General features: G+C 63.2%; 23 protein-coding genes. 10 read left to right on the top strand and 13 right to left on the bottom strand.

Translation table 11 applies throughout. The features are described from left to right. Positions 1-21 precede the first annotated feature (21 nt). The 4 genes from P1T08_00095 to nth form a co-directional block, all read right to left on the bottom strand. A complete protein-coding gene (locus P1T08_00095; protein ID MDF1594480.1) occupies positions 22-975 on the bottom strand; it encodes a glycine cleavage T C-terminal barrel domain-containing protein in 954 nt (317 codons plus the stop codon). Then, positions 968-2,428 (bottom strand): anthranilate synthase component I, encoded by a 1,461-nt coding sequence (gene trpE, locus P1T08_00100; GenBank protein MDF1594481.1) that lies wholly within the window; start codon positions 2,426-2,428, stop codon positions 968-970. Before trpE ends, P1T08_00095 begins: the two co-directional genes overlap by 8 nt. A 57-nt stretch (positions 2,429-2,485) precedes the next feature. Continuing rightward, the gene (locus P1T08_00105; GenBank protein ID MDF1594482.1) at positions 2,486-3,295 is read right to left on the bottom strand and encodes a cytochrome c biogenesis CcdA family protein; all 810 of its coding nucleotides are present in this window, start codon (positions 3,293-3,295) and stop codon (positions 2,486-2,488) included. Between the two features lie 234 nt (positions 3,296-3,529). Then, positions 3,530-4,213 carry an endonuclease III gene (nth, locus tag P1T08_00110; protein ID MDF1594483.1) on the bottom strand — a complete coding sequence of 228 codons (684 nt, stop codon included), beginning with the start codon at positions 4,211-4,213 and terminating at the stop codon, positions 3,530-3,532. A gap of 92 nt (positions 4,214-4,305) precedes the next feature. Here nth and P1T08_00115 point away from each other — a divergent pair, with 92 nt between their 5' ends. The 3 genes from P1T08_00115 to P1T08_00125 are packed head-to-tail and all read left to right on the top strand — an operon-like array spanning position 4,306 to position 6,213. Further along, a complete protein-coding gene (locus P1T08_00115; GenBank protein MDF1594484.1) occupies positions 4,306-4,869 on the top strand; it encodes a phosphoribosyltransferase family protein in 564 nt (187 codons plus the stop codon). Further along, positions 4,859-5,320: a PaaI family thioesterase gene (locus tag P1T08_00120; GenBank protein ID MDF1594485.1), complete on the top strand. Its 462-nt coding sequence runs from the start codon at positions 4,859-4,861 to the stop codon at positions 5,318-5,320. Before P1T08_00115 ends, P1T08_00120 begins: the two co-directional genes overlap by 11 nt. An 11-nt stretch (positions 5,321-5,331) precedes the next feature. Next, a complete protein-coding gene (locus P1T08_00125; GenBank protein ID MDF1594486.1) occupies positions 5,332-6,213 on the top strand; it encodes a DMT family transporter in 882 nt (293 codons plus the stop codon). Between the two features lie 3 nt (positions 6,214-6,216). On the opposite strand, the gene P1T08_00130 is transcribed toward P1T08_00125, so the two are convergent. Beyond that, positions 6,217-6,519: a hypothetical protein gene (locus tag P1T08_00130; protein ID MDF1594487.1), complete on the bottom strand. Its 303-nt coding sequence runs from the start codon at positions 6,517-6,519 to the stop codon at positions 6,217-6,219. Between the two features lie 52 nt (positions 6,520-6,571). Here P1T08_00130 and P1T08_00135 point away from each other — a divergent pair, with 52 nt between their 5' ends. Then, positions 6,572-8,191 (top strand): FAD-dependent thymidylate synthase, encoded by a 1,620-nt coding sequence (locus P1T08_00135; GenBank protein ID MDF1594488.1) that lies wholly within the window; start codon positions 6,572-6,574, stop codon positions 8,189-8,191. 76 nt (positions 8,192-8,267) lie between these two features. Here P1T08_00135 and P1T08_00140 read toward each other — a convergent pair whose 3' ends face one another. Beyond that, positions 8,268-8,483, bottom strand: a complete 216-nt coding sequence (locus P1T08_00140; protein ID MDF1594489.1) for a hypothetical protein — start codon at positions 8,481-8,483, stop codon at positions 8,268-8,270. Positions 8,484-8,580: 97 nt separating this feature from the next. Here P1T08_00140 and P1T08_00145 point away from each other — a divergent pair, with 97 nt between their 5' ends. Both P1T08_00145 and P1T08_00150 read left to right on the top strand, forming a co-directional pair. Then, the gene (locus tag P1T08_00145) at positions 8,581-9,435 is read left to right on the top strand and encodes an ArsA-related P-loop ATPase (protein MDF1594490.1); all 855 of its coding nucleotides are present in this window, start codon (positions 8,581-8,583) and stop codon (positions 9,433-9,435) included. Continuing rightward, positions 9,432-10,457: an ArsA-related P-loop ATPase gene (locus tag P1T08_00150; protein ID MDF1594491.1), complete on the top strand. Its 1,026-nt coding sequence runs from the start codon at positions 9,432-9,434 to the stop codon at positions 10,455-10,457. Before P1T08_00145 ends, P1T08_00150 begins: the two co-directional genes overlap by 4 nt. A 14-nt stretch (positions 10,458-10,471) precedes the next feature. On the opposite strand, the gene dnaE is transcribed toward P1T08_00150, so the two are convergent. Together dnaE and P1T08_00160 are read right to left on the bottom strand one after the other, a co-directional pair. After that, positions 10,472-13,978: a DNA polymerase III subunit alpha gene (gene dnaE / locus P1T08_00155; GenBank protein MDF1594492.1), complete on the bottom strand. Its 3,507-nt coding sequence runs from the start codon at positions 13,976-13,978 to the stop codon at positions 10,472-10,474. Between the two features lie 104 nt (positions 13,979-14,082). Continuing rightward, on the bottom strand, positions 14,083-14,940 hold the full coding sequence (locus P1T08_00160) for a rhomboid family intramembrane serine protease (GenBank protein ID MDF1594493.1): 858 nt from the start codon (positions 14,938-14,940) through the stop codon (positions 14,083-14,085). Positions 14,941-15,007: 67 nt separating this feature from the next. Between P1T08_00160 and P1T08_00165 the strand changes: the two genes are divergently transcribed. The 3 genes from P1T08_00165 (at position 15,008) to P1T08_00175 (ending at position 18,144) form a co-directional block, all read left to right on the top strand. Then, on the top strand, positions 15,008-15,901 hold the full coding sequence (locus tag P1T08_00165) for a DUF2090 domain-containing protein (protein MDF1594494.1): 894 nt from the start codon (positions 15,008-15,010) through the stop codon (positions 15,899-15,901). Positions 15,902-15,967: 66 nt separating this feature from the next. Beyond that, entirely contained in the window at positions 15,968-17,116 is a 1,149-nt protein-coding gene (locus P1T08_00170; protein MDF1594495.1) for a 6-phosphofructokinase, read from the top strand. Next, positions 17,116-18,144: an ATP-dependent 6-phosphofructokinase gene (locus tag P1T08_00175; GenBank protein ID MDF1594496.1), complete on the top strand. Its 1,029-nt coding sequence runs from the start codon at positions 17,116-17,118 to the stop codon at positions 18,142-18,144. Before P1T08_00170 ends, P1T08_00175 begins: the two co-directional genes overlap by 1 nt. A 27-nt stretch (positions 18,145-18,171) precedes the next feature. Here P1T08_00175 and P1T08_00180 read toward each other — a convergent pair whose 3' ends face one another. From P1T08_00180 to P1T08_00195, 4 genes are all read right to left on the bottom strand, one after another. Then, on the bottom strand, positions 18,172-19,173 hold the full coding sequence (locus tag P1T08_00180) for an RluA family pseudouridine synthase (protein ID MDF1594497.1): 1,002 nt from the start codon (positions 19,171-19,173) through the stop codon (positions 18,172-18,174). Beyond that, the gene (gene lspA, locus P1T08_00185) at positions 19,092-19,580 is read right to left on the bottom strand and encodes a signal peptidase II (protein MDF1594498.1); all 489 of its coding nucleotides are present in this window, start codon (positions 19,578-19,580) and stop codon (positions 19,092-19,094) included. The genes P1T08_00180 and lspA overlap by 82 nt, the downstream gene beginning before the upstream one ends. Then, entirely contained in the window at positions 19,561-19,935 is a 375-nt protein-coding gene (locus tag P1T08_00190; GenBank protein MDF1594499.1) for a TraR/DksA C4-type zinc finger protein, read from the bottom strand. Before P1T08_00190 ends, lspA begins: the two co-directional genes overlap by 20 nt. 76 nt (positions 19,936-20,011) lie before the next feature. Beyond that, positions 20,012-20,347, bottom strand: a complete 336-nt coding sequence (locus tag P1T08_00195) for a DUF167 domain-containing protein (protein ID MDF1594500.1) — start codon at positions 20,345-20,347, stop codon at positions 20,012-20,014. Positions 20,348-20,493: 146 nt separating this feature from the next. Here P1T08_00195 and ileS point away from each other — a divergent pair, with 146 nt between their 5' ends. Continuing rightward, the gene (gene ileS / locus P1T08_00200) at positions 20,494-23,652 is read left to right on the top strand and encodes an isoleucine--tRNA ligase (protein ID MDF1594501.1); all 3,159 of its coding nucleotides are present in this window, start codon (positions 20,494-20,496) and stop codon (positions 23,650-23,652) included. 14 nt (positions 23,653-23,666) lie between these two features. On the opposite strand, the gene P1T08_00205 is transcribed toward ileS, so the two are convergent. Then, positions 23,667-24,515 carry a DivIVA domain-containing protein gene (locus P1T08_00205; protein ID MDF1594502.1) on the bottom strand — a complete coding sequence of 283 codons (849 nt, stop codon included), beginning with the start codon at positions 24,513-24,515 and terminating at the stop codon, positions 23,667-23,669. Positions 24,516-24,517: the final 2 nt, after the last annotated feature.

The raw sequence follows: 24,517 nt of genomic DNA on the forward strand, positions 1-24,517 counted from the left end.
CCGGACATTGTTCGAAAACGATCAATCCTCGGTGAAATCGTCGAGTGGAAGGTTCCCGGCGGTGGCGCCGACCGAGCCTCCCTCCCACCTGATCTCGACGGCTGCACCGATTTCGACTTCGCGCCTCACCAGGGCCAGGGCGACGGGGGCGCGCAGCGTCAGCGACTCGGCGACCGACCCGACCAGGCCGACCTCCCGGTCGCCGGAGAACACCGCTGCTCCCCGGGGTGGGAGCAGGTTCTCTTCTACCACCAGGCCGCGCAGGCGGCGGTTGACATGACCGCGGCTGTCGATCCGGGCGACGAGCTCCTGGCCGAGATAGCACCCCTTCGTGAAGGAGACAGCCTCGGGAACCAGCCCGGATTCCTGCGGGATGGTCGACTCGTCGACGTCTGCGCCCATGACCGGTTCGCCTGCTTCGATCCGTACCGCCGTGGCAGCCTGCTGCCCACACCGGACGGCTCCGGCGGTGAGGAGTCGGGCCGGATCAACGCCGGTCAGCAGGTAACGGTCGAGTCCGGCAAGTCCGGCTCGCGCCACCCATCCACCGGTGAAAGGCCGCCAACCGCCGGGAGCGGAGATGCCTGCCCTCTCGAGGACTCCTGCCGACGCAGGGCCCCACAGCTCGAGGACGGGGCTCCTCTCGCGTTCGATCTCCACGTCGACCCGGATGCGATACCGCCCGAGATCAGAGGCCACCGTCTCACCTGAACCGGCATCGGCGATGAGGACAACCTCGCCCTCGCCGATCAGAGCCCAGAGCAGGGCCCGTAGCTTGCCCTGCGGCGTGAGGAGCAGTGAACGCACCACCGTCCCGGCCGGTCCGCTGAGATCCTGGCTGAGCAATCCCTGCAGGAAGGAGATCGCATCCGGCCCCACCACTCGCACCGCCTCATGGCTGCCGGACACCAGACCGGCCCCCCGCCGGATGGCGAGGTATTCGGCGGTGACATCTCCGAACGAGGCATCAGACATGGTCGGCTCCCGCGATTGCCGCCAGGGCGGCGGCGGCTTTGTTCATGGTCTCGTCATATTCTGCAGACGGTTCGCTGTCGGCCACGAGCCCGGCGCCGGCCTGGACCCACGCCTTGCCGGCGGCCGCCACCACCGTGCGCAAGCAGATGGCGGTATCGATGTTGCCCGAGAAGTCGATGTACCCGACCGCGCCGGCGTAGGGGCCGCGCGCCACGGGTTCCAGTTCGTCGATGATCTCCATCGCCCGCACTTTGGGAGCACCCGACACCGTGCCGTGCGGGAACGTGGCGCGCACCACCTCAACCGGCCCGATGCCGGACCGTAGTTTCCCGGAAACCCCGGAAACGATGTGCATGACGTGTGAATAGCGTTCAATCACCATCAGATCGTCCACAGCCACTGTGCCGTACTCACACACGCGGCCGATGTCGTTGCGAGCGAGATCTACGAGCATCACATGCTCTGCCCGCTCCTTGGGGTCGGCGAGGAGTTCCTCAGCGAGTCGCTCGTCCTCCCCGAGAGTTGCTCCTCGCGGCCGGGTGCCGGCAATCGGTCGGGAGTAAACGACTCCCCCTCGCACCCTCGTCATCAGCTCCGGAGAGGATCCGATAACCGTCACTTCAGGATGCCGGTGATAGAAGAGGTAGGGCGAAGGGTTGATCATCCGCAGGGCTCGATAGACGGCGAAGGTGTCGCCGTCGAAGGGAACTTCGAGACGCTGGCTGATGACGATCTGAAAAGCGTCGCCCTTGACGATGTATTCCTTAGCGCGGCGGACGGCAGCCTCGAACGGCTCCCGGTCGAGCGTTGAGCGGGCGACCGGAGGGGCCGACTCCCAGTCGGCCCTTCTGACGGTGTAGCCGGACGGTTCGCCGAGCCGGGCGGCAGCTTCCTGGAGATCGGCGATCGCCCGTTCGTACTGAGCTTCAGGGTCATCGCCGACGAACACATTGCGCACCAGAGTGATTCGCTGCGCCATCCGATCGAAAGCGGCCAGCGAACCGACGAACTGCCAGACCATCTCAGGAAGGCCCCGGTCGTCCGGAGGGCTGTCGGGGAGATGCTCCACATATCGAACGGCGTCGTAGCCGAGCCAGCCGACCGCTCCCGTGTGAAGCGGAGGAAGCCCGTCGTACTGAGCCGCCGACAACCCGGAGATGAGGCTCTCGAGGACTTCGAGAGGGTTACCGGGAGGAAGCTCGATTTCCGGACGGTCGATTTTCGACACACCCCCGCGCGCCGACAGCGTGTATTCGGGATTCCAACCGACGAACGACCAACGGGCCCATCGCTCGCCACCTTCGACGGACTCCAGCAGGAATCCCGGCTCGTCTCCCACCAGTTTCTCGTAGGCAGTAACGGCGGTCTCCCGGTCGGCGAGAACCTGCATCGACACCGGAACAACCGCATACTGCCCGGCGAGTTCCAGGAAGGTGGAGCGATCAGGGGTCATGCGCGGAGCGTAGTCGCGAGTCGCGGGTTGCTAGTCGCGGGTACTCGCGACTCGCGACTAGGTGGACTCGTTGATGAAGTTGCCGATGGGGGTGTCGCCGAACACGTCGAGCATCCACGAGGCAATGCGCGTCAGGTTGCCGGTGATCATCACCACACCGAACCCGACCAGGAGCAACCCCGATGCGACATTGATCGGTCGCAGGTATTTCCGCATGAAGGTCATAGCCTTGAACGTGGCGCTCATCCCCACTCCGGCAATGACGAAGGGGACGCCGAGGCCCATCGCATAGACGAACAACAGCACCATGCCTTGCGCCACCGTTTCCTGGGCTGAAGCGACCAGGAGGATTCCGCCGAGGATCGGCCCGATACACGGTGTCCAGGCAAACCCGAAAGCGACCCCCATGATCGGCGGGCCGAGCAAGCCCATCTTTCCGGTGTTCACGTGCATTCGGCGCTCGCGCATCATCCACGACGTCAGCCTCCCGCCCTTCTGCAGCGCGGTCAGCATGATCAAAATGCCGAACGCCAGGACCATCCATCCGGCTACCTTCGACAGGCCGACACTGTTGCGCTGGAGCCATCCGCCGATGCTGGTAGCACCCGCTCCGAGCGCTACGAACACAACGGTGAATCCGAGGACGAACAGGCTGGTGACGCCCAGCATTCTCTTCCAGGATGCTGAGTTGTCCTGGAGGTCGGCAACCGAGTACCCCGACATCAGGCTCAAGTAGCCCGGCAGCAACGGCAGGACACACGGTGAAACGAATGAGAAGAGTCCGGCGACGAACGCGCCGACAAGCGTGATTTCCATATGCGACAACCAACCGGTTTGTGTGCTGAGATCTTCCCAGATCCTCGACATGTTTCGAAGCCGTTAAGGTTCGGCCACCGATCGGCGCCCGGCCGTAACGGGCCAGGAAGGCCGGTCGCGCTCATCCGGATCTGGCTCCGGCATCGAGCAATTGGCAGTTGCTGATTGGCCGAGCACCGCCCCTGCCACCATCGCAACGCGCCAGAACCCACAACCTATGACCTATAACCGATAACCTCGGCAGACGAGAACCGCGCTCCCCCGTCGGTTGATCCCGAATGCCGGCTACTCACTCATCCGCTTGTCCGGATATGGACAAATATCGACGAGGCCGCACTCGAAACACCGGGGTTTGCGAGCATCGCAGATGTCACGGCCGTACTGGATCATCTGCATGGACAAGTTCAGCCACCTGCTCTTGGGAAACAACGCTTTGAGGTCGGCCTCGATCTTGGCCGGATCGGAAGCCGTGGTCAGCCCGAGCCGGTTCGAGAGGCGCTTCACATGGGTATCGACGGCGATGGCAGGCACCCCGAATGCCTCTGCCAGGACCACGCTGGCCGTTTTGCGGCCGACTCCTCGCAGCGTGGTGAGCTCATCGATATCGATCGGCACCTCGCCCTCATACTTTTCAACGAGATCGGAGGCGAGCGCAATGATCGACTTCGTCTTCTGCCGGTAGAAGCCGGTCGAGAATACGATCGCTTCAACGGCTTCCGGATCGGCGCCGGCCAGATCGTCGGCCGTCGGATAGCGGTTAAACAACACGGGAAGGACCTTGTTCACGTTCTCGTCCGTCGTCTGGGCCGACAGCACCGTCGCCACCAGGAGCTGCCACGGGCTGCCGTAGTCGAGTGCTGTGCCGATCACCGGATAACGGCGGGAGAGCCGGTCACCGATCTTGCGAGCGTGGGCCCTCTCGACCTGGGTGGGAGTAGTGCCGTCTGCTCGTTCGTGACCGCGTGCCATGCGGCGGGAGGCTAGCGCTCGGGTAATGGGCAATTGGCGAAACCGCTTTGCGCGCAGCTACCCGTCACCCGACACTTGTTACTCTTCCGCCCGTGAACCTGCGCGAAGCCATCGCTCGGTACGGAGAGGTCAAGGGCGACCTCCTCATGGTGGATCGTTTCCTCAACCACCGCGTCGACCCCGAGGTGATGGCGGCGGTCGGCCTCGACATCGCCGCCTGGCTGACCGACAAGAACCCGGACCTGATTCTCACCGCAGAGGCCAGCGGCATTCCCCCCGCACTGGCAGCCAGCCGGGAGATGGGCATCCCGATGGTGTACGCCAAGAAGTATCTCGGCCCCGGCGAGCGCTACACGTTCTCACGGGAGGTCTCCTCTCCGACCAAAGGCGCCGAATACCGGGTCGAGGTCGCCCGCCGCGTCCTCGAGCCGGGCCTCCGGGTGGCCATCGTCGATGACTTCCTGGCCGGCGGCAGAACCGCTACCTCGCTGGGTGAGATCGCCGAGGAAGCAGGTTGCGAAGTTGTTGGGGCCATTTTCGCCATCGAAAAGACGTTTGCGGGAGGGCGCGAACTCCTCGAGTCCCACGGGTGGGATGTACACGCACTGGTTGGCATCACCTCGCTCGACGGTGGCGGTGTCGAGATTGCCGGCTGACCTCACAGATCTCGCCGATCGCATCAGGAAGCATTTCGACGATGGTTGCTACGCCTGCGGCCGCGCCAATCCGCTCGGACTCGGCGTGGACGGCTTCCGACTCGATGGCGAATATCTCGTAGCCGAATTCACCCCACGTATCGAGCATGGCGGCGGCCCCGGCGTCCTCCACGGAGGCATCGCCGCCGCCGCCCTCGATGAAATCCTCGCCTGGACCGGTATGGTCGGCGAGCAGGTGTTCATCGTCACGGCCACCCTGGAAGTCCGGTATCGAAAACCGGTCGCAATCGACGGTTCCGCTTTGCGTCTGCGCGGACGCCTCGACGATCGGCGCGGCCGGAAACTCAGGTTGTCGGGATCCCTGGAAGCCAACGGAAGCGAGGCGGCTACCGCCTACGGCCTCTATGTCGTTGTGCACGAACTCGACGGCATGTTCGACGGGGATACCTAACCTCTCTATCCATGCGCCGTCCCCCTATCGCCTATCTCGCGCTCGCCGTCGCCGCCCTCTTGTTCGGGGCGACCTTCGTCGTGATCAAAGAGGCCATCGCCTCACTCCCTCCCCTCGCCTTCGTCGGGTGGCGTTTCCTGATCAGCGCCCTCGCATTGCTGTTGCTGGCCTGGCCGCGCGGAAGCCGGATCTGGAAGGACGGGCTCCTGGCCGGCGTCCTGCTGTTTGCCGGGTTCGCACTTCAAACCTGGGGGCTCTCCCTTACGTCCGCCTCGAACTCGGGACTCATCACCGGCCTGTATGTCGTGCTCACCCCTCTCCTGGCGGCTGCCGTCACCCGGCGGAGACCGGGCGTCTGGACCACGATCGGTGCCGGTGTGGCGATTGCCGGATTGGCATTGCTGACAATCGACGAGTCCTTCCGCCTCCAGAGCGGGGACCTGATGACGGTCGGATGTGCCGTGGCCTTTGCCGGGCACATCGTGGTGATGTCGCGAGTCGCCTATCGCCACCCGGTTGTGCCGTTTGCGGCGGTGCAGTTGCTCTTCACCGCCGTTGCGGCACTGGCGGTATCGGCCGTCTTCGAGGGACTCCCCTTCCCGACCTCGTCGGATCTTCCGGCTCTCCTGCTCACCGGCCTGGCCGTGAGCGGCGGCGCCTTCATCCTGCAGGTGTGGGCTCAGACTGTGGTGGGGCCGGCTCGTACCGCCATGTTGCTGGCGCTCGAACCCGTTTTTGCGGTCGTGTTTGCGGCCTGGTTGCTGAGCGAGCGGCTCACGGCCCGCGGATGGATCGGCTCGATCCTCATCCTCGGTGCGATCTACGTGGTGCTGACCACCACAAAGGACACCGACGAGATCCCGGCGGCCGAGGCCGTCAGCCCCGCCCACTGATGATCAGCGCGGCGCCGCCAGCCTCCTGGTCGCCTCGGCGATCTCCTTGCGACGCTCTGCGCGACGAACAATCCTCATCATCACTCGCAACGTTGCGGTGAGCCCGAACAGCAATAACGCCAGCCCGATCGCCAGCTCAGGTCCGGACGCATAGCCGGTCGCACATCCGGACAAACCATCGCCACACAGACCGTATCCGGTACCGCCCGAGGCAAGGTCGAGCAGTACCAGGAGCGGCACAGCCGCAACGGCTACCACGGCCAGCAACAACGCGGCGATGACGAATCTCAACCAGAACACGCTCATAGCAACGGCAGGCTACCCCGTCTTGGTTCCCTCTCCGGTACTATCGCGCTCCGTGAGCGCCTACTACGAAGAGCCATTCACCCCGGCGGAGGCCGCCATACTGGGTCGATTCTTCACCAACACCGACCGACCGGTCTTCGGCCTCATCAATCTTCCCGAGGTCGTCAAGGGCGCGTTGTTCGCCAGATACTCACGAACCCACAAGTCCGTCCGCAGGTTGTTCCTCGACGAATTCGTCGCCAATGCCGACCTCGGCATCGAGGCCATTGCTGCCACGCTCCAGAACGAAGACTCCATCATCAAGTTCCGGCGGGCGGAGGAGCTCTACGATCGAGTGTTCTTCGAATACGGCGACGACTCTGTAGCCCAGCTGGGCGGCGTGCACCTCGCCTGCGAACAAGCCTCCAACGTGCTCACGAAAGTGCTCGAGTGGGGCAGAATCGCCGCCTATCTCGAACAAAGCACCCGCTATATCGCCTACGACCGTCCGCTTGGAGAGCGCTACCGATATTTCATCCCCGACGAGATCAAGGATGCCGGACTGGGAGACTCCTTCACGGAATACATGGAGCAGATCTTCACCTTCTATTCGAAGGCGGTTGAACGGCTCGTAGATCACTTCGCCGCCATCTACCCGCAGCAGACCGCCGATAGCGACTTCGTCTGGCGCTCAACGATCCGTGCCAAGGCATACGACACGGTCCGCGGGATCCTGCCGGCTGCCACGCAGTCCAACGTTGGCATCTACGGCACGGGCCAGGCCTACGAAATGGCCCTCGTGAGAATGCAGGCCCATCCACTCACCGAGGTGCGCACATACGGGGCAATGATGCTCGACGAGCTCCGCAAACAAATACCGGCCTTCATGAAACGGGTAGATCTTCCCGAGCGGGGTATTGCCTGGAGCAACTACCTCGCCGCCTCGGCCGGCGCAATGGCAGACATCGCCGGCTCACTCGACGAGCAGCCGGAGGAAACCGATGAAGTCACCCTCGTCGATTGGGATCAAGACGCAGAGCTCAAGATCGCCGCCGCCGCCCTCTACGCCTCCACCGGACTGCCGGATGCGCAGCTCCTGAGACACGTCGAGCGGCTCCCGATTGAGGAACGGGCGCGCATTCTCCGAGCCTATGTCGGCGATCGCAGCAACCGGCGGCACAAACCGGGTCGGGCCATGGAACGCGTCTCCTACCGATTCGACATCCTGTCCGACTACGGCGCCTTCCGAGATCTTCAGCGGCACCGGATGCTCACCATTGAGTGGCAGCGGTTGACCACCCGATTCGGCTACGACACGCCGGTGGAGGTCGCCGAGGCAGGACTACTCGATGAGTGGGACGCGCTCATGCAGCGCGCTTCCGTTCTCTCCGAGCAGGTGCGCGCCGCCTCAAACGCGGACGTTGCTCAGTACGTAGTCCCGTTCGCCTTCCGCATCCGCTACATGATCGAGATGAACGCCAGGGAGGCGTTCCACCTCCTCGAGCTGCGCACGCAACCGGCGGGACATCCCAGCTACCGGCGCGTCTGTCAGGAGATGCATCGCCAGATCAGGGACGTTGCCGGACATGAGATCATCGCCGACGCCATGCAGTTCGTCGACTACTCGGACCCCGGCCTCGAACGCCTCAACGAAGAACGCCGGCTAGAGGCAAAACGAGCAACCAGGGAGTAGCGCTCTCTGCCGAAGTGCGGATACAACACAGGGCCAATTGCCAATTGCCAATTGCCAATTGCCGATTGCCAGGTACCTACTCGCCTCCCAGGGGGATCCGAAACACCAGCTTCCCCTCCTCAACCGCCCAAGAAGCCTTGGCAACCAGCGAGAAGTCCATGAAGTCGGCCTCGGCCTGATCGATGAGGCGCTGGCGCTCGGGACCGGCGACCGGTGGGAGGTTTCGGTCCTTCACGGCATCGGCCCGGGCCTTGAAGCGGGCGATGAACTGGTCGACGTCAAACTCTGCCATGAGGTGAACTCCATCCACTTGCGTCCCCTCAGGCTATCGCGTCGACGGTTCGTTCGATCGGTCTGAGGGGTGGCCCGGCACCACTACCCTGACCCCGATGGATTCGTTGCGGCTCGTCGTAGTCACCGGAAAGGGAGGGGTAGGCCGGTCGGCTGTGGCAGCAGCCATCGCACTGCGCGCGGTAAGGGCCGGACGCAGGACCCTGGCCATTTCCATGACCGAATCAGGCGGCCTGGGCGAGCACCTGGGCGTCGAGACCCTTGGACCGAACGCCCACGAGATTCGCAGCGGCCTGTCGGCGCTGCAGGTCGAGCGCCCGGCCGCCCTCGATGAATACCTGCGCCTCCAGGTCGGCATCCCCAAATTCGCCAGACTGGGTCCGCTGGCCAGCGCCTTCGATGCGCTCGCCTCAGCCGCCCCCGGCATCCGCGAGATTGTCACGATGGGCAAGGTGCTCTATGAGGTGCGTCGCGGGGACACCTGGGATCTCGTCGTGGCAGACGGCCCACCGATCGGCCAAATCGGTTCGCATCTGCGCGCCCCTCGCACGGTTTCGGATCTGGTGCCAACCGGCCGGATTCGCGACCAGGCGGCCTGGATGGCCGACATCCTCGCCGATCCGGCCCGATCTGCCCTGGTGCTGGTCACGCTTGCCGAAGAACTGCCGGCCCTGGAAACGGCCGAGGCGATGATCTGGCTTCAGAATTCGAAGCTGATCACCACGAAGTCGGTCATCACGAATCGTGTCCTGGAACCGATGGGAGTTCCTGTGTCGACCGGCCCCTCGCAGGGAGCCGTGCACGAAGCGGCGGTGCTCCACCACGGCCTGGTCGAGGAACAAACGAAGTGGCTCAAACAAACACCGGATGGACCCCGGTTGCCGTATTTGTTCGGAGTAACCGGGCCGGCCGAGGTGGCCGAGCGACTCGCCGATCTGTTGGGGTCGCTGTGACCAGGGCAATTCTCGTCACCGGAGCGGGCGGCGTCGGCAAGACCACGCTGTCGGCTGCCATCGCCGTCCGGGCCGCCCGGTCGGGAAGACGCACACTCGCCCTCACCGTAGACCCGGCCCGGCGTCTGGCAGACGCGCTTGGTGTCGGAACGCTCGGAGCGGTTCCAACCGCCAATGCGGAACTCGACCTTCTCTGGGGGGCAATGCTCGACGCCGAGCATTCGTGGGATGCGGTTGCACGACGCCATGCCGATCCGGAGGTAGCCGAACGGCTCGTATCCTCCGAGTTCTTCCGGGTGGCCGCCAGACATTTCCCGGCCAGCCAGTCGTATGCCGCCGCTGAACGGATGGCCGACCATCTGGAGAGCGGCGAGTGGGATGTGGTGGTCGTGGATACTCCACCGGCGGCCGGCGGCATCGAGTTTTTCACTGCGCCGGCGGAGACCCGCGATCTCGTCGGTGGACGCCTCATCCGCTGGATCACCGGTGGCCCGCTTCCGGGTCGACGCAGCTTGTTCCGAATCGCCGGACGTCCGGCCCTTCGGATGGCGAGCGCAGTGCTCGGCTCCGATCTACTCGAAAGAGTGGCCGAGTTCCTGTTTGATCTCCGCACAACCCACGACAGTGTTTCCCGGCGAGCGGCCGCCATCGAGCGGCACTTCCGGCAGGCATCGACTCTCGTCGTGACGACCGCAGATCCGGCGCCCTTGCGAGAAGCGGAGCGATTCTTCCGTGAGCTCCCCAAGGTCGCCAGCCGCCCGGAACTGGTTGTGTTCAATCGATCGCTCCCAGACTCCTGGATGACGGGGCGGGCACCGGCAGACACGCCTCCGGTTCTGGCCGACAATCTGCGCAGATGGTCGTCTGAAGCAATACGACAAGCGGCGCATCGCGGAGAGTTCGCAGCCCACCACAAGACGGCCCTGGCAACGGTCCCCTGGCAACCAGAGAGCCCGACCAGCCTTCACGCGCTGGACGAGTTGTTCATCAGGTCTGAGGGCCTGGAAGTCCTGGGGTTCTGAAGGAGCCTGCGGCTCTAGAGTATCGATTTCTGTCCGAAGAGCTCGCGCAGCTCCGCATAGAGGTCGCTGCGCGGCTCGACGCGGTGGTCGTCGCCCAGCTTCAACACCTTGTGGCCGGTGTCCGTCGTCATGTGGAGATACACGGGGGCTTGACCCGGATGGTTGATCAACACATCCTTCAATTGCTTGACCCGCTCGGGTGAGAGCAAGCGGGCGGGAATCTCGAGCGTCACCGCGCCGTCGGGATCGAGTTGCGGTTCCTCGATGCCGTAGGCCATGACCTTGACATCATCTCCACGATGGTCGAGGCGACCCTTCACCAGCAGAATTGCATCCTCGCGAATCAGCGGTCCGCACTCGTTGACGGTGCGCGGGAATGCAACGACTTCGACGGAACCGGCCAGATCCTCAATGGTGAAGTAGATCATCTGATCACCGTTACGGGTGAAGCGGCGATTGATGCCCGAAACCAGACCACCAACCGTGATAGACGCCCCGTCGGTGAGTTCCATCAGATCCGGAATACCGCAGGTGACGACACGTCGCAACAGCCCCTCGACACCGAGCAACGGATGGTCGGAGATGAACAGGCCCAGCATCTCCTTCTCGAATCCGAGTTTCGTCCGTTTGTCCCACTCGTCATCCGGAATCTCGACGACGTCGGAGAAGACCTCTTGCTCGCCGCCGAAGAGGCTGAACTGACCGAGATCCTCTTTGCGTCTGCGGGCAATCGTTGATTCGAGTATCTGCTCGAACGTCAGGATCAGTCCCTTCCGAGCCAATCCGAGCGCATCGAACGCGCCGGCCTTGATGAGCGATTCCACGGTCCGGCGGTTGAGCGCGGAGACGTCGACGCGGTCCACGAAGTCCTGGAAATCGATGAACGGCCCTCCCAAAGTCCGCGCCTCGATGATCCTCTCCACAACGCCTTCCCCCACGTTGCGTATCGCCGAGAGACCGAACCGGATCTTGCCGGAGCGCACTGTGAAATCAACCTCGGATTCGTTCACATCCGGCACCAGCACGCCCGAACCCATGTTCCGGCATTCGCCCAAGTAAAGGGCGGTTCGGTCTTTGTCCTTTTTGGTCGAGGTGAGGATGGCCGCCATGTATTCGGCCGGATGGTGAGCCTTGAGGTAGGCCGTCTGAAATGCGATATAGGCGTAACAGGCGCTGTGCGGGATGTTGAAGCCGTAGCCGGCGAACGGTTCGATGGCATCCCACAGCTCCCGACCGAGATTCACCGGGTGACCCTGCGCCGCGCACCCCTCCGCGAATTTCTGCTTCTCGGCATTCATCACCGATTTGATCTTCTTACCCATCGCCTTGCGGAGGTTGTCGGCTTCGGCCATCGAGTAGCCGGCCAGGTCGCGGGCGACCTGCATGACCTGTTCCTGGTAGACGATTATCCCGTACGTAGATTCGAGGAACGGTTTGGTGGCGGGATGCGGGTACTCAACCGGCTTTCGGTTGTTCTTGCGCTCTGCGTATTCGTAGTGCATGTTCTGACCCATGGGACCGGGACGAAACAATGCGTTGGTGGCAACGATGTGATCGAATGTTTCCGGTTGAAGCGAGCGGATCAGCGACCGCATCGCAGAGCCCTCCAACTGGAAAACACCAACGGTGTCTGTGTTTCGGATCAACTCGAAGGTCTCCGGATCGTCCAGCGGGACACTGTCTATGTCGATGATCCCGCCACCGGATGCCTCGATCAACTCCAGCGTCCGCTCAATGATCGCCAGTGTGCGAAGACCGAGGAAGTCCATCTTGAGCAGGCCGAGGTCGGCAATTCCGTGCATCTCGTACTGCGTGACGATCTCGGCGCCTTCGCCCTTCTGCTGGATGGGCACGAGTCCGGTCAGGGGCTCCGGAGCAATGACGACTGCCGCCGCATGGATTGAATCCTGCCTGCGAAGTCCTTCGAGGCCTTTGGCGGCATCGACCACCTGACGGACTTCTGCCTCGGCCTCATAGGCCTCCCGCAAGCCCGCCGCATTGGAAAACCAGTCTTTGACGGTGACGTCGGCCTCCAACGCCGGGGGCGTCAGACACTGCTCCAGCGAAGGCTCTTTGCCGAGAATCGCCGGAGGCATCAGCTTGGCAACCCGGTCCCCGAGGCCGTATGGATGTCCCAGGACCCGGGCGGCGTCGCGAATGGCCTGCTTCCCCTTGATGGTGGAGAAGGTGATGATCTGAGCAACGTGGTCGGACCCGTATTTCTCTGCTGCGTATCGAATCATTTCGCCGCGATAGCGTTCATCGAAGTCCATGTCGATGTCGGGCATCTCCCGGCGGCCGGGATTGAGGAACCGCTCGAAGATCATGCCGTACTGGAGCGGATCGAGGTCGGTGATCCGCAGGCAATACGAAACGATGGAACCGGCCGCACTACCGCGACCAGGTCCAACGCGGATCCGCTGCTGGCGGGCATAGCGAATGAGATCCCACACGATGAGGAAGTAGGCGGGAAAACCCATGTCGTCGATGATGCGTAGTTCGTGTTCGATTCGCTCCCGAGCATCATCCGGCACCGGATCGCCGTACCGGACCCTGGCCCCCTCCTCGACCAGCTCTCGAAGGAATGACTGCTCTGTGTGCGCCTCTGGAACGGGGAATACCGGCAACAGGAAGTTGCCGAACTCCAGCTCCACGTTGGCCCGCTCGGCGACCCACAACGTGTTGGTGAGAGCACCGGGGAAGCGCTCCTCCGGGAACAGGGATCGCATCTCCGCCGCGGTTTTCACGTAGAGGCCGGATCCCTCGAATCGAAATCGATTCTGATCGTCGAGTGTCGAACCGGTCTGAATGCACAGGAGCACATCGTGGGCGGCCGCATCCTCGGCGGTGATGTAGTGAGAGTCGTTGGCAGCCAGCAGCGGAGCGCCGAGCTTGCGCGAGATATCCGCGAGATCGGGCAGAATTCGTCGCTGCGCCTCGATCCCATGATCCCCCAGCTCGATGAAGAAGTTGTCGCGGCCGAAGATGTCCTGATACATCGCGGCAGCCTCGACGGCGCCGTCGAAATCCCTGCTCAGCTGCGTGTTGCCCTCTTCCCGCGAGGCGTCCGGAGCTAGCAGGCTCGGCACGTGGCCGCCGAGGCAGCCGGAGGTGGCGATGATGCCCTCGGAGTAACGGCTGAGCAGTTCGACATCCATCCGTGGCTTGTAGTAGTAGCCCTCGAGGTACGACTTGCTGACGAGTTGCATGAGATTGCGGTAGCCGGTCTGGTTCTCTGCGAGCAACGTCATGTGATGCCGGATATTCTCGGCGCGGGCGGGCCGATCGAACCTGCTGCCCGGTGTCACATAGGCTTCGACCCCGATGATCGGCTTGATGCCGGCGCCGGTCGCAGCCTTGTAGAAGTCGACGACGCCGTACATGACACCGTGATCCGTGATCGCAACCGCCGGTTGCCCGTCGGCTTTCACGGCGGCTACCAGATCCTTGACCCGCGCCGCACCGTCGAGCATCGAGAACTCTGTGTGAACGTGGAGGTTAGCGAAGCTATCGCGGTCCATGGGTCCGAACTACATCAGTGGGATTCCCGACTGTAGCAGTTGGCCCGGTCCCTGAATCGCGAGGCGAGAGGTTCATTTCGCGTCTCCAGTCGCCCCGACCTCCATCAGACGAAGATGACCAGGAACAAAGCTACGAGTCCGATCGCGGCGGCGATGGCCGTCCGGTTCATCGTCGTCTTTTTCGGGACCAGGCCCCACAGATAACCGATGACGAGGCCGGCCAGGAATCCGCCCAGGTGGCCCTGCCAGGAGATCCGCGGTACGACGAACGAGAACACCGCGTTGATGCCCAGCAGGATGACGAGCTGACGGTAGAGGGCGGCGCCTGCTCGTGTATGCCGCACCCGCCAGGACCCGACCAGCCAAACTCCGAATAGCCCGAAAATGGCCCCGGAGGCGCCGACGAGCACCGTGAACTCGGCGCTGAGGAAATACGCGGCCGCTCCCCCGGCGGCGGCCGTCGACAGGTACAGGACCGCGAACGTAGACGAGCCGATCTGTCGTTCGAGTTCGGGCCCAAACACGTACAACGCCCACATATTGAACAGAAGGTGAGTCGAACTCCCGTGCAGAAACGCGGCGGTGAGGACTCGCCACCACTCTCCGTCCGCGACCAGCCAGTTGGCCTGGGCGGCGTTCTGTTCGATCAGGTCCCGTGCCCATTGCACCGTCGGTTCGGCCAGACCCGGCACGACCCGAGGCGCCAGGAACAGCACGACCGCCACTCCGATCAATCCGAACGACACAGGAGTTGGTCGGTTGAGCAGTTGTCTGGCCGTGACCTGCCGGGCGGCCGGGCGGGCGCATTCGAAACACTTCTGACCTGCTGGGGTGTCGACGGCACACTCGATGCAGATCGGCTTGCCGCACGTAGCGCAGCCCAGGAGGGTCTCTCGATCTGGATGGCGATAGCAGACGGTACCCGTTTCCATGGTCGACCACGCTAATCGAACAGCGGACATGCGTATCCTCACTCATAGGCGCGGCCACTACAGTTGTTGTCGTCCAAAGCCTCAAGGGAGAAACCAAATGAGTGACGAGTTGTTCATCCTCGCCTTCGATCACCGGGGAAGTTTCAAGTCGAAGATGTTCGGGATCAGCGGTCGCGATGCCACCGCCGACGAGCAAGCGGCCCTCCAGGACGCCAAGCGTCTCGTATACGAAGGCGCCCTCAAGGCAGTCGACGACGGGCTCTCCCCGGACCTCGTCGGTGTGCTCGTCGATGAGGAGATGGGTGCCGATGTGGCCCGCGATGCCAAGCAGAGGGGCATCAAGCTGGCGATGCCGGTCGAGTCGTCCGGCCAACCTCTCTTCGATTTCGAGTACGGCGACGAGTTCGGAGACCACATTGAGCGCTTCGACCCTGAGTTCTCGAAGGTGCTCGTCCGCTGGAACCCGGACGATGCTCCGGAGGACAACCGCATCCAGGGCGAGCGCCTGAAGCGACTAGGCGACTGGTTACGCGACAAGGGACGTACCTACCTCTTCGAGTTGCTGGTGCCGCCGACCGACCAACAACTTGCTCTCGTCGGGTCGGCTGCCGACTACGACTCGGAGGCCCGCCCGTATCTCACCCTCCAAGCGATCCGACAGATCCTCGATGCCGGCGTGGAGCCTGATATCTGGAAGATCGAAGGTCTCGACCGCCGGCGCAACTGTGAGCTGCTGTCCGATCTCGTCAGATCCGGTGGACGCGATGACGTCATCGCCGTCGTCCTCGGCCGTGGTGCAGACGATGCCAAGGTCGACCACTGGCTGCGGATGGGATCCGGCGTGCCCGGCTACGCAGGATTTGCCATCGGCCGGTCGATCTGGTGGGCAGGCGTCGAGGGCTACAAGGATGGAAAGATGAGCCGCGCAGAGGCCGTCGATTCGATCTCCGCCAACTACCGTCGCTTCGTCGACGTCTACCAGGCTGGATGATCTGGTCGCGCAAACGCGACCAGATGACTCAGAACCACACGACAGAAGGCACAATCGGAGTTCACCATGCGTATCGGCATTCTGACCGGAGGAGGCGACGTCCCCGGCCTCAACCCATGCATAAAGGCGGTGGTCAACCGCGTGGCCGAGCAGGGCCATGAGGTTATCGGCATCCGGCGCGGCTGGGGCGGGGTGCTGGAACACAATCCGGCGGATCCCGACTCGGCTGCCCGGCATTACCTGACATTGAGCCCGGATGTCGTGAGAACGATCGACCGCACCGGCGGCACCATGTTGCACACGTCACGCACGAACCCCCAGCGGGTCCGCACCAAGGATGTTCCCGACTTCCTCCAGGACCAGATCAGCGGTGAAGGACCCCACGACTTCACCAACCACGCTCTGCGGGTGCTGGAGGACCAGAAACTCGACGTCCTCATCCCGATCGGCGGCGATGACACCCTGTCGTTCGGTCAGCGCCTCCACGAAGAAGGCTTCCCGGTCATCGCCATCCCCAAGACGATGGACAACGACGTGCACGGGACCGAGTACTGCATCGGGTTCTCCACTGCAGTCACCCGCGGCGTGCAGTTCATCACGAACCTGCGTACCGCCACCGGATCCCACGAGCGGATCGCCGTCGTCGAGTTGTTCGGACGCAACAGCGGCGAGACCTCGCTCGTCACGGCCTACCTCTCCGGCGTGGATCGGGCCGTCATCTCAGAGGTTCCGTTCGACATCGATCGTTTGTGCAACTTCCTGGTTGAAGACCGGGCCAAGAACCCGAGCAACTACGCGATATTGACGATCTCCGAAGGAGCCCAGTTGATCGGTGGCGACATCGTTGAACGAGGTGAGGCCGATGCGTTTGGACATCGCAAGCTCGGAGGTATCGGAGATATCACCGCACAGTTGATCAAGGAACGGACCGGTATCTCGATCATCGAGCAGCGCCTCGCCTACTTGATGCGCTCGGGAAGCCCCGATTCGCTGGACCTGATGGTGGCGATCAACTACGCGGTAATGGCGGCGGACCTGGCCATGGAGGGAGCAACCGGACGGATGGTTGCGCTGCGCGGCGGAACCTATACGAGCGTACCGATTTCAGTCACCACCGAAGGCTTGAAACGAGTGGACATCGACGAGCTCTACGACCGGGACGAGTACCGACCCAAAGTCCGTCATGTCAGCGGCAAACCGATGTTCCTGTACTGATGAGCGGGGTCATCGGCGTTCTCACGGCCGGAGGGGATTGCCCCGGGCTCAACGCGGTTATTCGAGCGGTAGTCAGCCGTGCAACCGAACACCACGACGCCGAGGTAGTCGGCGTGCTCAACGGATGGGAAGGGTTGATGGAAGGCCGTACGCGCCCGCTCGACCGCGATGACGTGCGCGGCATCCTCCAGCGTGGTGGGACCATCCTCGGCACCTCCCGCAAGGATCCCTACGTGCACGGCGACGGATATGAGAGCGTGCGCGGAACGATCGAACGAAACGGCATCGAATCTTTGATCGTCATCGGCGGTGACGGCACCCTCCGCACTGCATTGAAGCTGTCGGAAGACGGCCTTCAGGTCATCGGCGTCCCGAAGACGATCGACAACGACATCGCCGCCACCGACTACACCTTCGGCTTCGACACCGCGCTGAGCATCGCCACCGATGCCGTGGATCGGATCGCCACGACGGCAGAATCACACAACCGGATCATGCTCGTCGAGGTGATGGGAAGGACGAAGGGGTGGATCGCCACCTACGCGGCCATCGCCGGAGGAGCCGACGCTCTGCTCATCCCGGAAGTCCCGTACGACCTCGACGACATCGCCGGCATGATCAAGAAACGGCACCGCCGCGGGCGCACATACTCGGTGGTGGTCGTAGCAGAGGGCGTTCCTCCTCCTGCCGGGCGTGAAGTGAACCTGTCGATCGATGCGTTCGGGTTCGAACGTCTCGGTGGTGTTGCCTACCAGATCGCTCCGGAATTGGAGCAACGGACTGGTTTCGAGACGAGAGTGACGGTTCTCGGCCATCTCCAGAGGGGCGGAACCCCGACGGCCTTCGACAGGGTGTTGGGGACCCGGTTCGGGGCGGCTGCCGTCGACCTGGCCATGGCCGGCGAGACCCGGGTCATGGTTGCCGTGCGAGGCGACAAGATGACGGCGATACCGCTCGGTGAGGCCTGCGAGAGCATCCGGGGAGTAGATCCGGACCTCTACGATCTCGCCGCCACGTTTTTCAACTAGGGAGCTCGAAAGGCCGGGGTCTCTTCGTCAGCCGTGGATTGACCCGTAGTCGGGTTCGCCGAGCGTTTCGAGTGACCGTGCCAGGTCATCCGGGCGCGGGGCGTCGACCTCCAGGCGGGCGCCGGTCAGCGGATGATCTAACTCCAGGTGGTGTGCATGCAGCCACAGCCGCCCGGCTCCCGACCGCGGTCCACCCTTGCCGTACACGCGATCATCGAACACGGGATGGCCGATCGAGCTGAGGTGAACCCGGATCTGATGTGTTCGTCCCGTCTCGAGCGCCAGATCCAGCAGCGAAGCCCTCTCTCCCCAGGCAGCCCGCACGGTGTAGTGAGTGCGGGCCGGCCGGCCTTCCGCCACCACGGCCATCCGGGTCGCCCGATCCGGGTCGCGCGCGATGGGCGCATCGATCGTACCCGTGTTCATGTGAAGTCGACCGTGCACGAGAGCGAGGTAATCCCGGGAAACCGTTCGAGCGCCGATGGCCGCCTGTAGCGCCGTGAGCGCCTCGACGGTCTTGGCGACCAGCAGCAAACCGGACGTCTCGCGGTCGAGACGGTGCACGATGCCCCACCTACCCTCCTCGCCGACCCCCCGGATTTCGGGCCAGCGGGCCAGGAGGCCGCCGGCCAGCGTCCCCAAATCCCGGCCGGCGCCTGGATGCACGACGATCCCGGCAGGTTTGTCCACGACGGCGATCCACTCGTCCTCGTATCGCACCGTGAACGGAACTGTGGCATCCGGTGGCAGAGGGGCATCGGCAACGGGCGCCGGAAAGCAGACGACCACCCCGACCGCCAGCCGCTCGCTGGCGGCGACCGGTCTGCCGTCTGCTTCAACCTCACCCCCACCGACCAGGCGGGTGGCGGCCGACCGGCTTATCCCGGCGAGGACGGCGATGACCTTATCCAGCCGCTCTCCGGCCAGTTCCGGCGGTACTACGTGCGTCAGCGGCGGCGGAAGGTCGCCAGGATCAGCAGCACCGCCCCCACCGAGATCGCGCTGTCTGCGATATTGAAGTTTGGCCATAGCGGTGTTCCGATCCAGTCGACGACGGCACCGTCAAACCAGCCTGGTCCCCGAGCGATGCGATCAATCAGGTTACCAAGCGCTCCTCCCATGATCGCACCAAGGGTGATCGCCTCATACCGCTTCTCGACCGAGCGTAGGGCGTAGATGATCAATCCGGTGGCGACGAGGGCGGCCACGGCGATGAGACTCCCGCCCCCTTTGAACAGCCCGTAGGCGGCGCCGGTATTGAACGAGAGCTGGAACTCGAGCACTCCGTCGAGGACGACGATCCGACCATCTGCCAGCGCATTGAGCGCCCAAAGCTTGGTCAGCCGGTCGGCCAGAATGACGACGGCCGCGGTACCCCCGGCGAGCGCAAGTGCACGTCGCTCTATGGGATTCGATTCAGCGTCTGTCTCTGGCACAGTCAACGCAGAGCGTGACATAGGGAAGGGCCTCCAACCGGGCAACCGGTACGGAAGTGCCACATGACTCGCAAATGCCGTACTCGCCTCGCTCGAGTCGACCGAGCGCATACTCGACCTTGATCAGAAGATCGGCGGCGTTCTGATCGATCGAGAGTTCCTTCTCGTACTCAAAGGCCATGGATCCGCCCTCAGCCGTCATCGGGTCCGGGCTGCGTTCTGACGCCGTCTCAGCAAGGCGTGCTTCTTCACGCTCCTGCTCATGTTCGGCGAGCAGACGCGCCAGGCTCTCGCGCTCCTCTTCGAGCTTCTGGCGGAGCCGATTGAGGGTCCCTGCTGAGAGTTGACGAGCCATGTTCCTCCTCTTGGCGGGAGAACCTAGCAGGATGTGAGCCGCGGGCCGATCGTCTGTGTGCGATCTGAGGTCCCGCCTATGGCGACTTCGGATGCCCGGTCAGATGCTCGAGCAGGGCGTCGGCGATCACTGCCGGCGTGCGGCCGGCCACGCGCACGCGTTTTCGTCTCGAGGCGGCCCCCCGGGCGAGGCTGGTCCTGGCTCCAACGAGCTCCTCGATCAACTTCAGAACGGCCTGGTTGGCCTTGCCCCCTTCTGCGGGCGCCGACACCCGCACCCGCACCGCGCCGTCGTGCAGGCCGGTGATGCCGGCCGTACGGGCCCCCGGCACCACCCACACATCGATGAGAGTGTCGGCGCCGGACGCCTGGAGAGCTCGCGCGATATCCGGCCGGCTGATCATTGGCAGCATGCTCGGAGCCTGCCGCGAGAATTGCGAATTGCCAGTTGGGTCCTCCCGCGGGACCACTGAATGTTGGCCGAGCGGCGAAATGGCGGCGGGGCGGGTGTCCGATCCCACTACGATGGCTGGTCCGAAACACGAGGAGCAGGGGCCTGATGGAAGGGTTTCGCCGAGTCGCATCGAACGTCGACCTACCCGCGCTCGACGGGCGAATTCTGCAACTCTGGGATGATATCGGAGCATTCGAGAAGTCGATCGAGCAACGGCCCGAGGACCAGAGCTTCACGTTCTACGACGGCCCTCCGTTCGCAACCGGCAGCCCGCACTACGGGCACATCCTCGTTGGCGTGATCAAGGACATCGTCCCCCGCTACTGGACCATGAAGGGGCACCGCATCGAGCGCCGGTTCGGTTGGGATACCCACGGACTACCCGTCGAAATGGAAGTTGAAAAGCAGCTCGGGATCTCGGGACCAAAAGAGATTCTCGAATACGGGGTCGATCGCTACAACGAAGCCTGCCGGTTGCTGGTTAACCAGACCACTGAAGAGTGGGAGGACATCACCAAACGGATCGGCCGGTGGATCGATTTCGAGAACGACTACAAGACGATGGACCCCGAGTTCATGGAATCCGTCTGGTGGGTGTTCAAGCAACTCTGGGACAAGGGTCTCATCTACCGGGATTTCAAGGTCCTGCCGTACTCGTGGGGAGCCACGACCCCCCTCTCGAACTTCGAAGCCAACATGGATTACCGGGATGTCGACGATCCGGCGATCACCGTTCGCCTGAAGGCCGTGGAAGGGGTTGGCGGTGTCCGGCCCGGTGACTGGCTCTTGATATGGACAACCACACCGTGGACCCTTCCCGGCAACCTCGCAATCGCGGTCGGCCCCGGCATCGATTACGTCTGCGTGCGGGACGGCCACGATCAGTACTGGATTGCCGAGGCACTCGTCGAAACACTCTGGCCCGACGGTGGGGACATAATTGCCAGAGCCAAGGGCCGCGACATGCTCGGCACCACCTACGAGCCTCCATTCGAATACTTCGGGGAAGAACGCGACCACGGGGCCTTCCGCGTGATCTCGTCAGAAGAGACCAGCACAGAAGAAGGCACAGGTCTCGTACACATGGCGCCCGCCTACGGCGAAGTCGACTTCTACGCACTCCAGGCCGCCGGCCTGGATGTCCTCGTTGACCCCGTTGATGCCGAAGCCAAGTTCACGAGCGACGTTCCGGATGTGGCCGGCATGTACGTCAAGGACGCAGACGCCAGGCTGATCGACCTGCTCAAGGTCAAGGGCCTACTGGTCAAGCGTGACCAGATCAGACACCCGTATCCCTTCTGCTGGCGAACGGAGACGCCCCTCATCTACAAGGCGATCCCGACCTGGTTCGTGGGCGTCGAACAATTCAAAGATCGTATGGTCGAACTGAATCGGAACATCCACTGGGTGCCGGCTCATGTCGGCGAGAAGCGGTTCGGCAACTGGCTGGAAGGAGCGAGAGACTGGGCCATCAGCCGGAATCGCTACTGGGGATCCTGCATACCGGTCTGGGAGTGCCCGAACGGCCACACGACCTGCATCGGATCGATCGATGAGTTGGAGGCCCTCTCCGGGATCCGGGTCGCAGATCTGCACAAACACATCGTTGATCCGGTCACGTTCCCTTGCCCGGAGTGTGAGACAACCGCCACCCGGGTCCCCGAAGTTCTCGATTGCTGGTTCGAGTCCGGGTCGATGCCGTACGCGCAGCCCCACTTTCCGTTCGAGAACAGCGAGTGGTTTGCATCCAATTTCCCTGCCAACTTCATCAACGAGAGCCTGGATCAGACCCGCGGGTGGTTCTACACACTGGTCGTGCTCGCCGCCGCTCTGTTTGATCGGGAGCCGTTTCAGAACTGCATCGTGTCCGGCATGATCCTGGCCGAGGATGGCCGCAAGATGTCCAAAAGCCTCAAGAATTATCCGGATCCGAGCCACATCCTCGACACCTTCGGTGCAGATGCACTGCGCGCCTATCTGATCGACTCTCCTTTGATGCGCGCCGAGTCTCTCCGGTTCTCTGAAGCCGGGGTGCGCGAGGTTGTACGGACTGTGTTGCTGCCGCTCTGGAACGCCTTCTCGTTCTTCACGACCTACGCAGAAGCCGACGGCATCACAATCGCCGACCTGCGGTCCGCCCCACTGGTGGCCGACCGACCCGAGCTGGATCGGTGGCTGTTGAGTGTCCTCCAGAGTCTGATCGTCCGGGTGAACGATGAGATGGAGGGCTACTACCTCTACAACGTGGTTGGACCGACCCTGTCGTTCATTGACGACCTCACGAACTGGTATATCCGCCGTTCACGCCGGCGCTTCTGGCGGACGCGACAAGCGGATGACTCCGACAAGTTGTCTGCGTTCGCAACCCTGTATGAGGCGCTCGTCATGTTCTCAAAGGTGCTGGCGCCGGTGCTGCCGTTCGTGACAGAGCACCTTCATCAGGAGCTCGTGGTTGCGCACGACCCCGATGCACCCGAATCGGTGCACCTCGCCGACTACCCGACCGCCGACCGCTCCCTCATCGACGAGGAACTCGAAACGTCGATGGCGGCCATCCGGACGGTGGTTCGGCTCGGACACAACATTCGCAAACAGCATGCCTTGCGCGTTCGTCAGCCACTCGCCTCAGCCACCATCATCACCAGGGATGCGGACGTCCAGAAGGCCGTGACCTCGCATGTGGACCTCATTGCCGAGGAGCTGAATGTGAAGCTCGTCACCACTAGCACCGACGAAGGGGATCTCATCGACCTGTCCGCACGGGCCAACTTCAAAACGCTCGGCCCCCGCCTCGGCCGCGCGGTCAAGGAAGTCGACGCGGCATTGGGAGCAGTTGCACAAGAAGACCTGCACCGGATCCAGCAGGGGGCGACTATCAGCGTCGAAGGGCACGAACTCAGTCTCGATGACATTCTCCTCCAGCGGACACCGAAGCCCGGCGTCGTAGTGGCCACTGAAGGCACGATCTCGGTGGCAATAGATGTCGAGCCAACCGACGAACTGATCGTCGAAGGATTCGCCAGGGAGATCGTCAACCGTATCCAGATGATTCGCCGGGATCTCGACCTGGATGTGACCGACCGGGTGGCGGTGTGGTGGTCGAGCGCGGATGCAAGAATATCGGCCGCCTTCGATCAATACCTGGACCTCATTGCCGATGAGGTCCTGGCGACGGCGATCCAACCAGCCGAACTCGCAGAGACGATTGACCTGGCAGGAACTCCACTCGGTTTGCGGGTGGAGAAAGGAACCGTCGAAAGCTAGGACAAAGGCCCCGTTCAGCGGTCGTCCCGCTCCCACGGTCGGCGAAACTCACGTTGCGGCTCCGGGGAGTCCGAGTCATCACGGGTCATCCAGTCGGGCACCTTGGCGACTTCAACGTCCCGGTCTTCGTCCTCGTCCTCGTCCTCGTCCTCGTGCTCGAAGCCTTCAGCGGGGCGCTCGACATCCTCAACAGCAACTTCATCGTCGGCGCTCTCGACGTCGCTCCCATCCCGATCTTCGTTTTCGTCTTCGAGTTCTTCGATCCCGGCGTCCCAGCGGTCATCGGCGCCCTCATCACCCGACCTGGAGGCCTCCGGCTCATAGGGGGGTTTCATGGGCTCACGGGTGGTCTCGCGTTCAATCTCTCTCAGATCCTGGACGGGAGCCGCGGTGGCGGCGATCCGATCGGCGGTTGCGTCGACGTCCAGCTCATCGAGTCGTTCGAGCGTCCCACCGGCGAGATCGGCCAGTGAAGCCCGCAATCCATGGACTCGATCGCGCAGGAGGGCGGTCTCGGCTAGCAGATGCGCCTTCTCCTCAGTCTGCCCGAGCATCACGCGTTCGACCTCACCGTGGGCGTCGGCCATCAGACGCTCGGACTCGGACTTGGCCTCTTCCACAATTGCATCGGCCGTGCGCTGTGCAGCCAGGAAAGTACGACGCATGGCGTCTTCAGTCTCTCGATTGGCCGACAGTTGCTCTTCGAGGACCGCAACTCGCTCCTGTGCGTCACGCAGGCGTTGCTCGTAGTCCCGCAGTGAGATCACGACCTCGTCGAGGAACTCATCTACTTCGTCTTCGGCGTAGCCCCGCAGGGCGACCTTGAAGGTTTGCTGTTGTACGTCGATAGGGCTCAGTGGCATGG

Source organism: Acidimicrobiia bacterium (assembly GCA_029210695.1).
Taxonomy (GTDB): domain Bacteria; phylum Actinomycetota; class Acidimicrobiia; order Spongiisociales; family JAHEDJ01; genus JAHEDJ01.

Coding starts and splice junctions, on each gene's coding strand:
- P1T08_00095 (MDF1594480.1), bottom strand. CDS start 975: ATGTCTGATGCCTCGTTCGGAGATGTCACCGCCGAATACCTCGCCATC.
- trpE (MDF1594481.1), bottom strand. CDS start 2,428: ATGACCCCTGATCGCTCCACCTTCCTGGAACTCGCCGGGCAGTATGCG.
- P1T08_00105 (MDF1594482.1), bottom strand. CDS start 3,295: ATGTCGAGGATCTGGGAAGATCTCAGCACACAAACCGGTTGGTTGTCG.
- nth (MDF1594483.1), bottom strand. CDS start 4,213: ATGGCACGCGGTCACGAACGAGCAGACGGCACTACTCCCACCCAGGTC.
- P1T08_00125 (MDF1594486.1), top strand. CDS start 5,332: ATGCGCCGTCCCCCTATCGCCTATCTCGCGCTCGCCGTCGCCGCCCTC.
- P1T08_00130 (MDF1594487.1), bottom strand. CDS start 6,519: ATGAGCGTGTTCTGGTTGAGATTCGTCATCGCCGCGTTGTTGCTGGCC.
- P1T08_00140 (MDF1594489.1), bottom strand. CDS start 8,483: ATGGCAGAGTTTGACGTCGACCAGTTCATCGCCCGCTTCAAGGCCCGG.
- P1T08_00145 (MDF1594490.1), top strand. CDS start 8,581: ATGGATTCGTTGCGGCTCGTCGTAGTCACCGGAAAGGGAGGGGTAGGC.
- dnaE (MDF1594492.1), bottom strand. CDS start 13,978: ATGGACCGCGATAGCTTCGCTAACCTCCACGTTCACACAGAGTTCTCG.
- P1T08_00160 (MDF1594493.1), bottom strand. CDS start 14,940: ATGTCCGCTGTTCGATTAGCGTGGTCGACCATGGAAACGGGTACCGTC.
- P1T08_00165 (MDF1594494.1), top strand. CDS start 15,008: ATGAGTGACGAGTTGTTCATCCTCGCCTTCGATCACCGGGGAAGTTTC.
- P1T08_00170 (MDF1594495.1), top strand. CDS start 15,968: ATGCGTATCGGCATTCTGACCGGAGGAGGCGACGTCCCCGGCCTCAAC.
- P1T08_00175 (MDF1594496.1), top strand. CDS start 17,116: ATGAGCGGGGTCATCGGCGTTCTCACGGCCGGAGGGGATTGCCCCGGG.
- P1T08_00180 (MDF1594497.1), bottom strand. CDS start 19,173: ATGGCCAAACTTCAATATCGCAGACAGCGCGATCTCGGTGGGGGCGGT.
- P1T08_00190 (MDF1594499.1), bottom strand. CDS start 19,935: ATGGCTCGTCAACTCTCAGCAGGGACCCTCAATCGGCTCCGCCAGAAG.
- P1T08_00195 (MDF1594500.1), bottom strand. CDS start 20,347: ATGCTGCCAATGATCAGCCGGCCGGATATCGCGCGAGCTCTCCAGGCG.
- ileS (MDF1594501.1), top strand. CDS start 20,494: ATGGAAGGGTTTCGCCGAGTCGCATCGAACGTCGACCTACCCGCGCTC.
- P1T08_00205 (MDF1594502.1), bottom strand. CDS start 24,515: ATGCCACTGAGCCCTATCGACGTACAACAGCAAACCTTCAAGGTCGCC.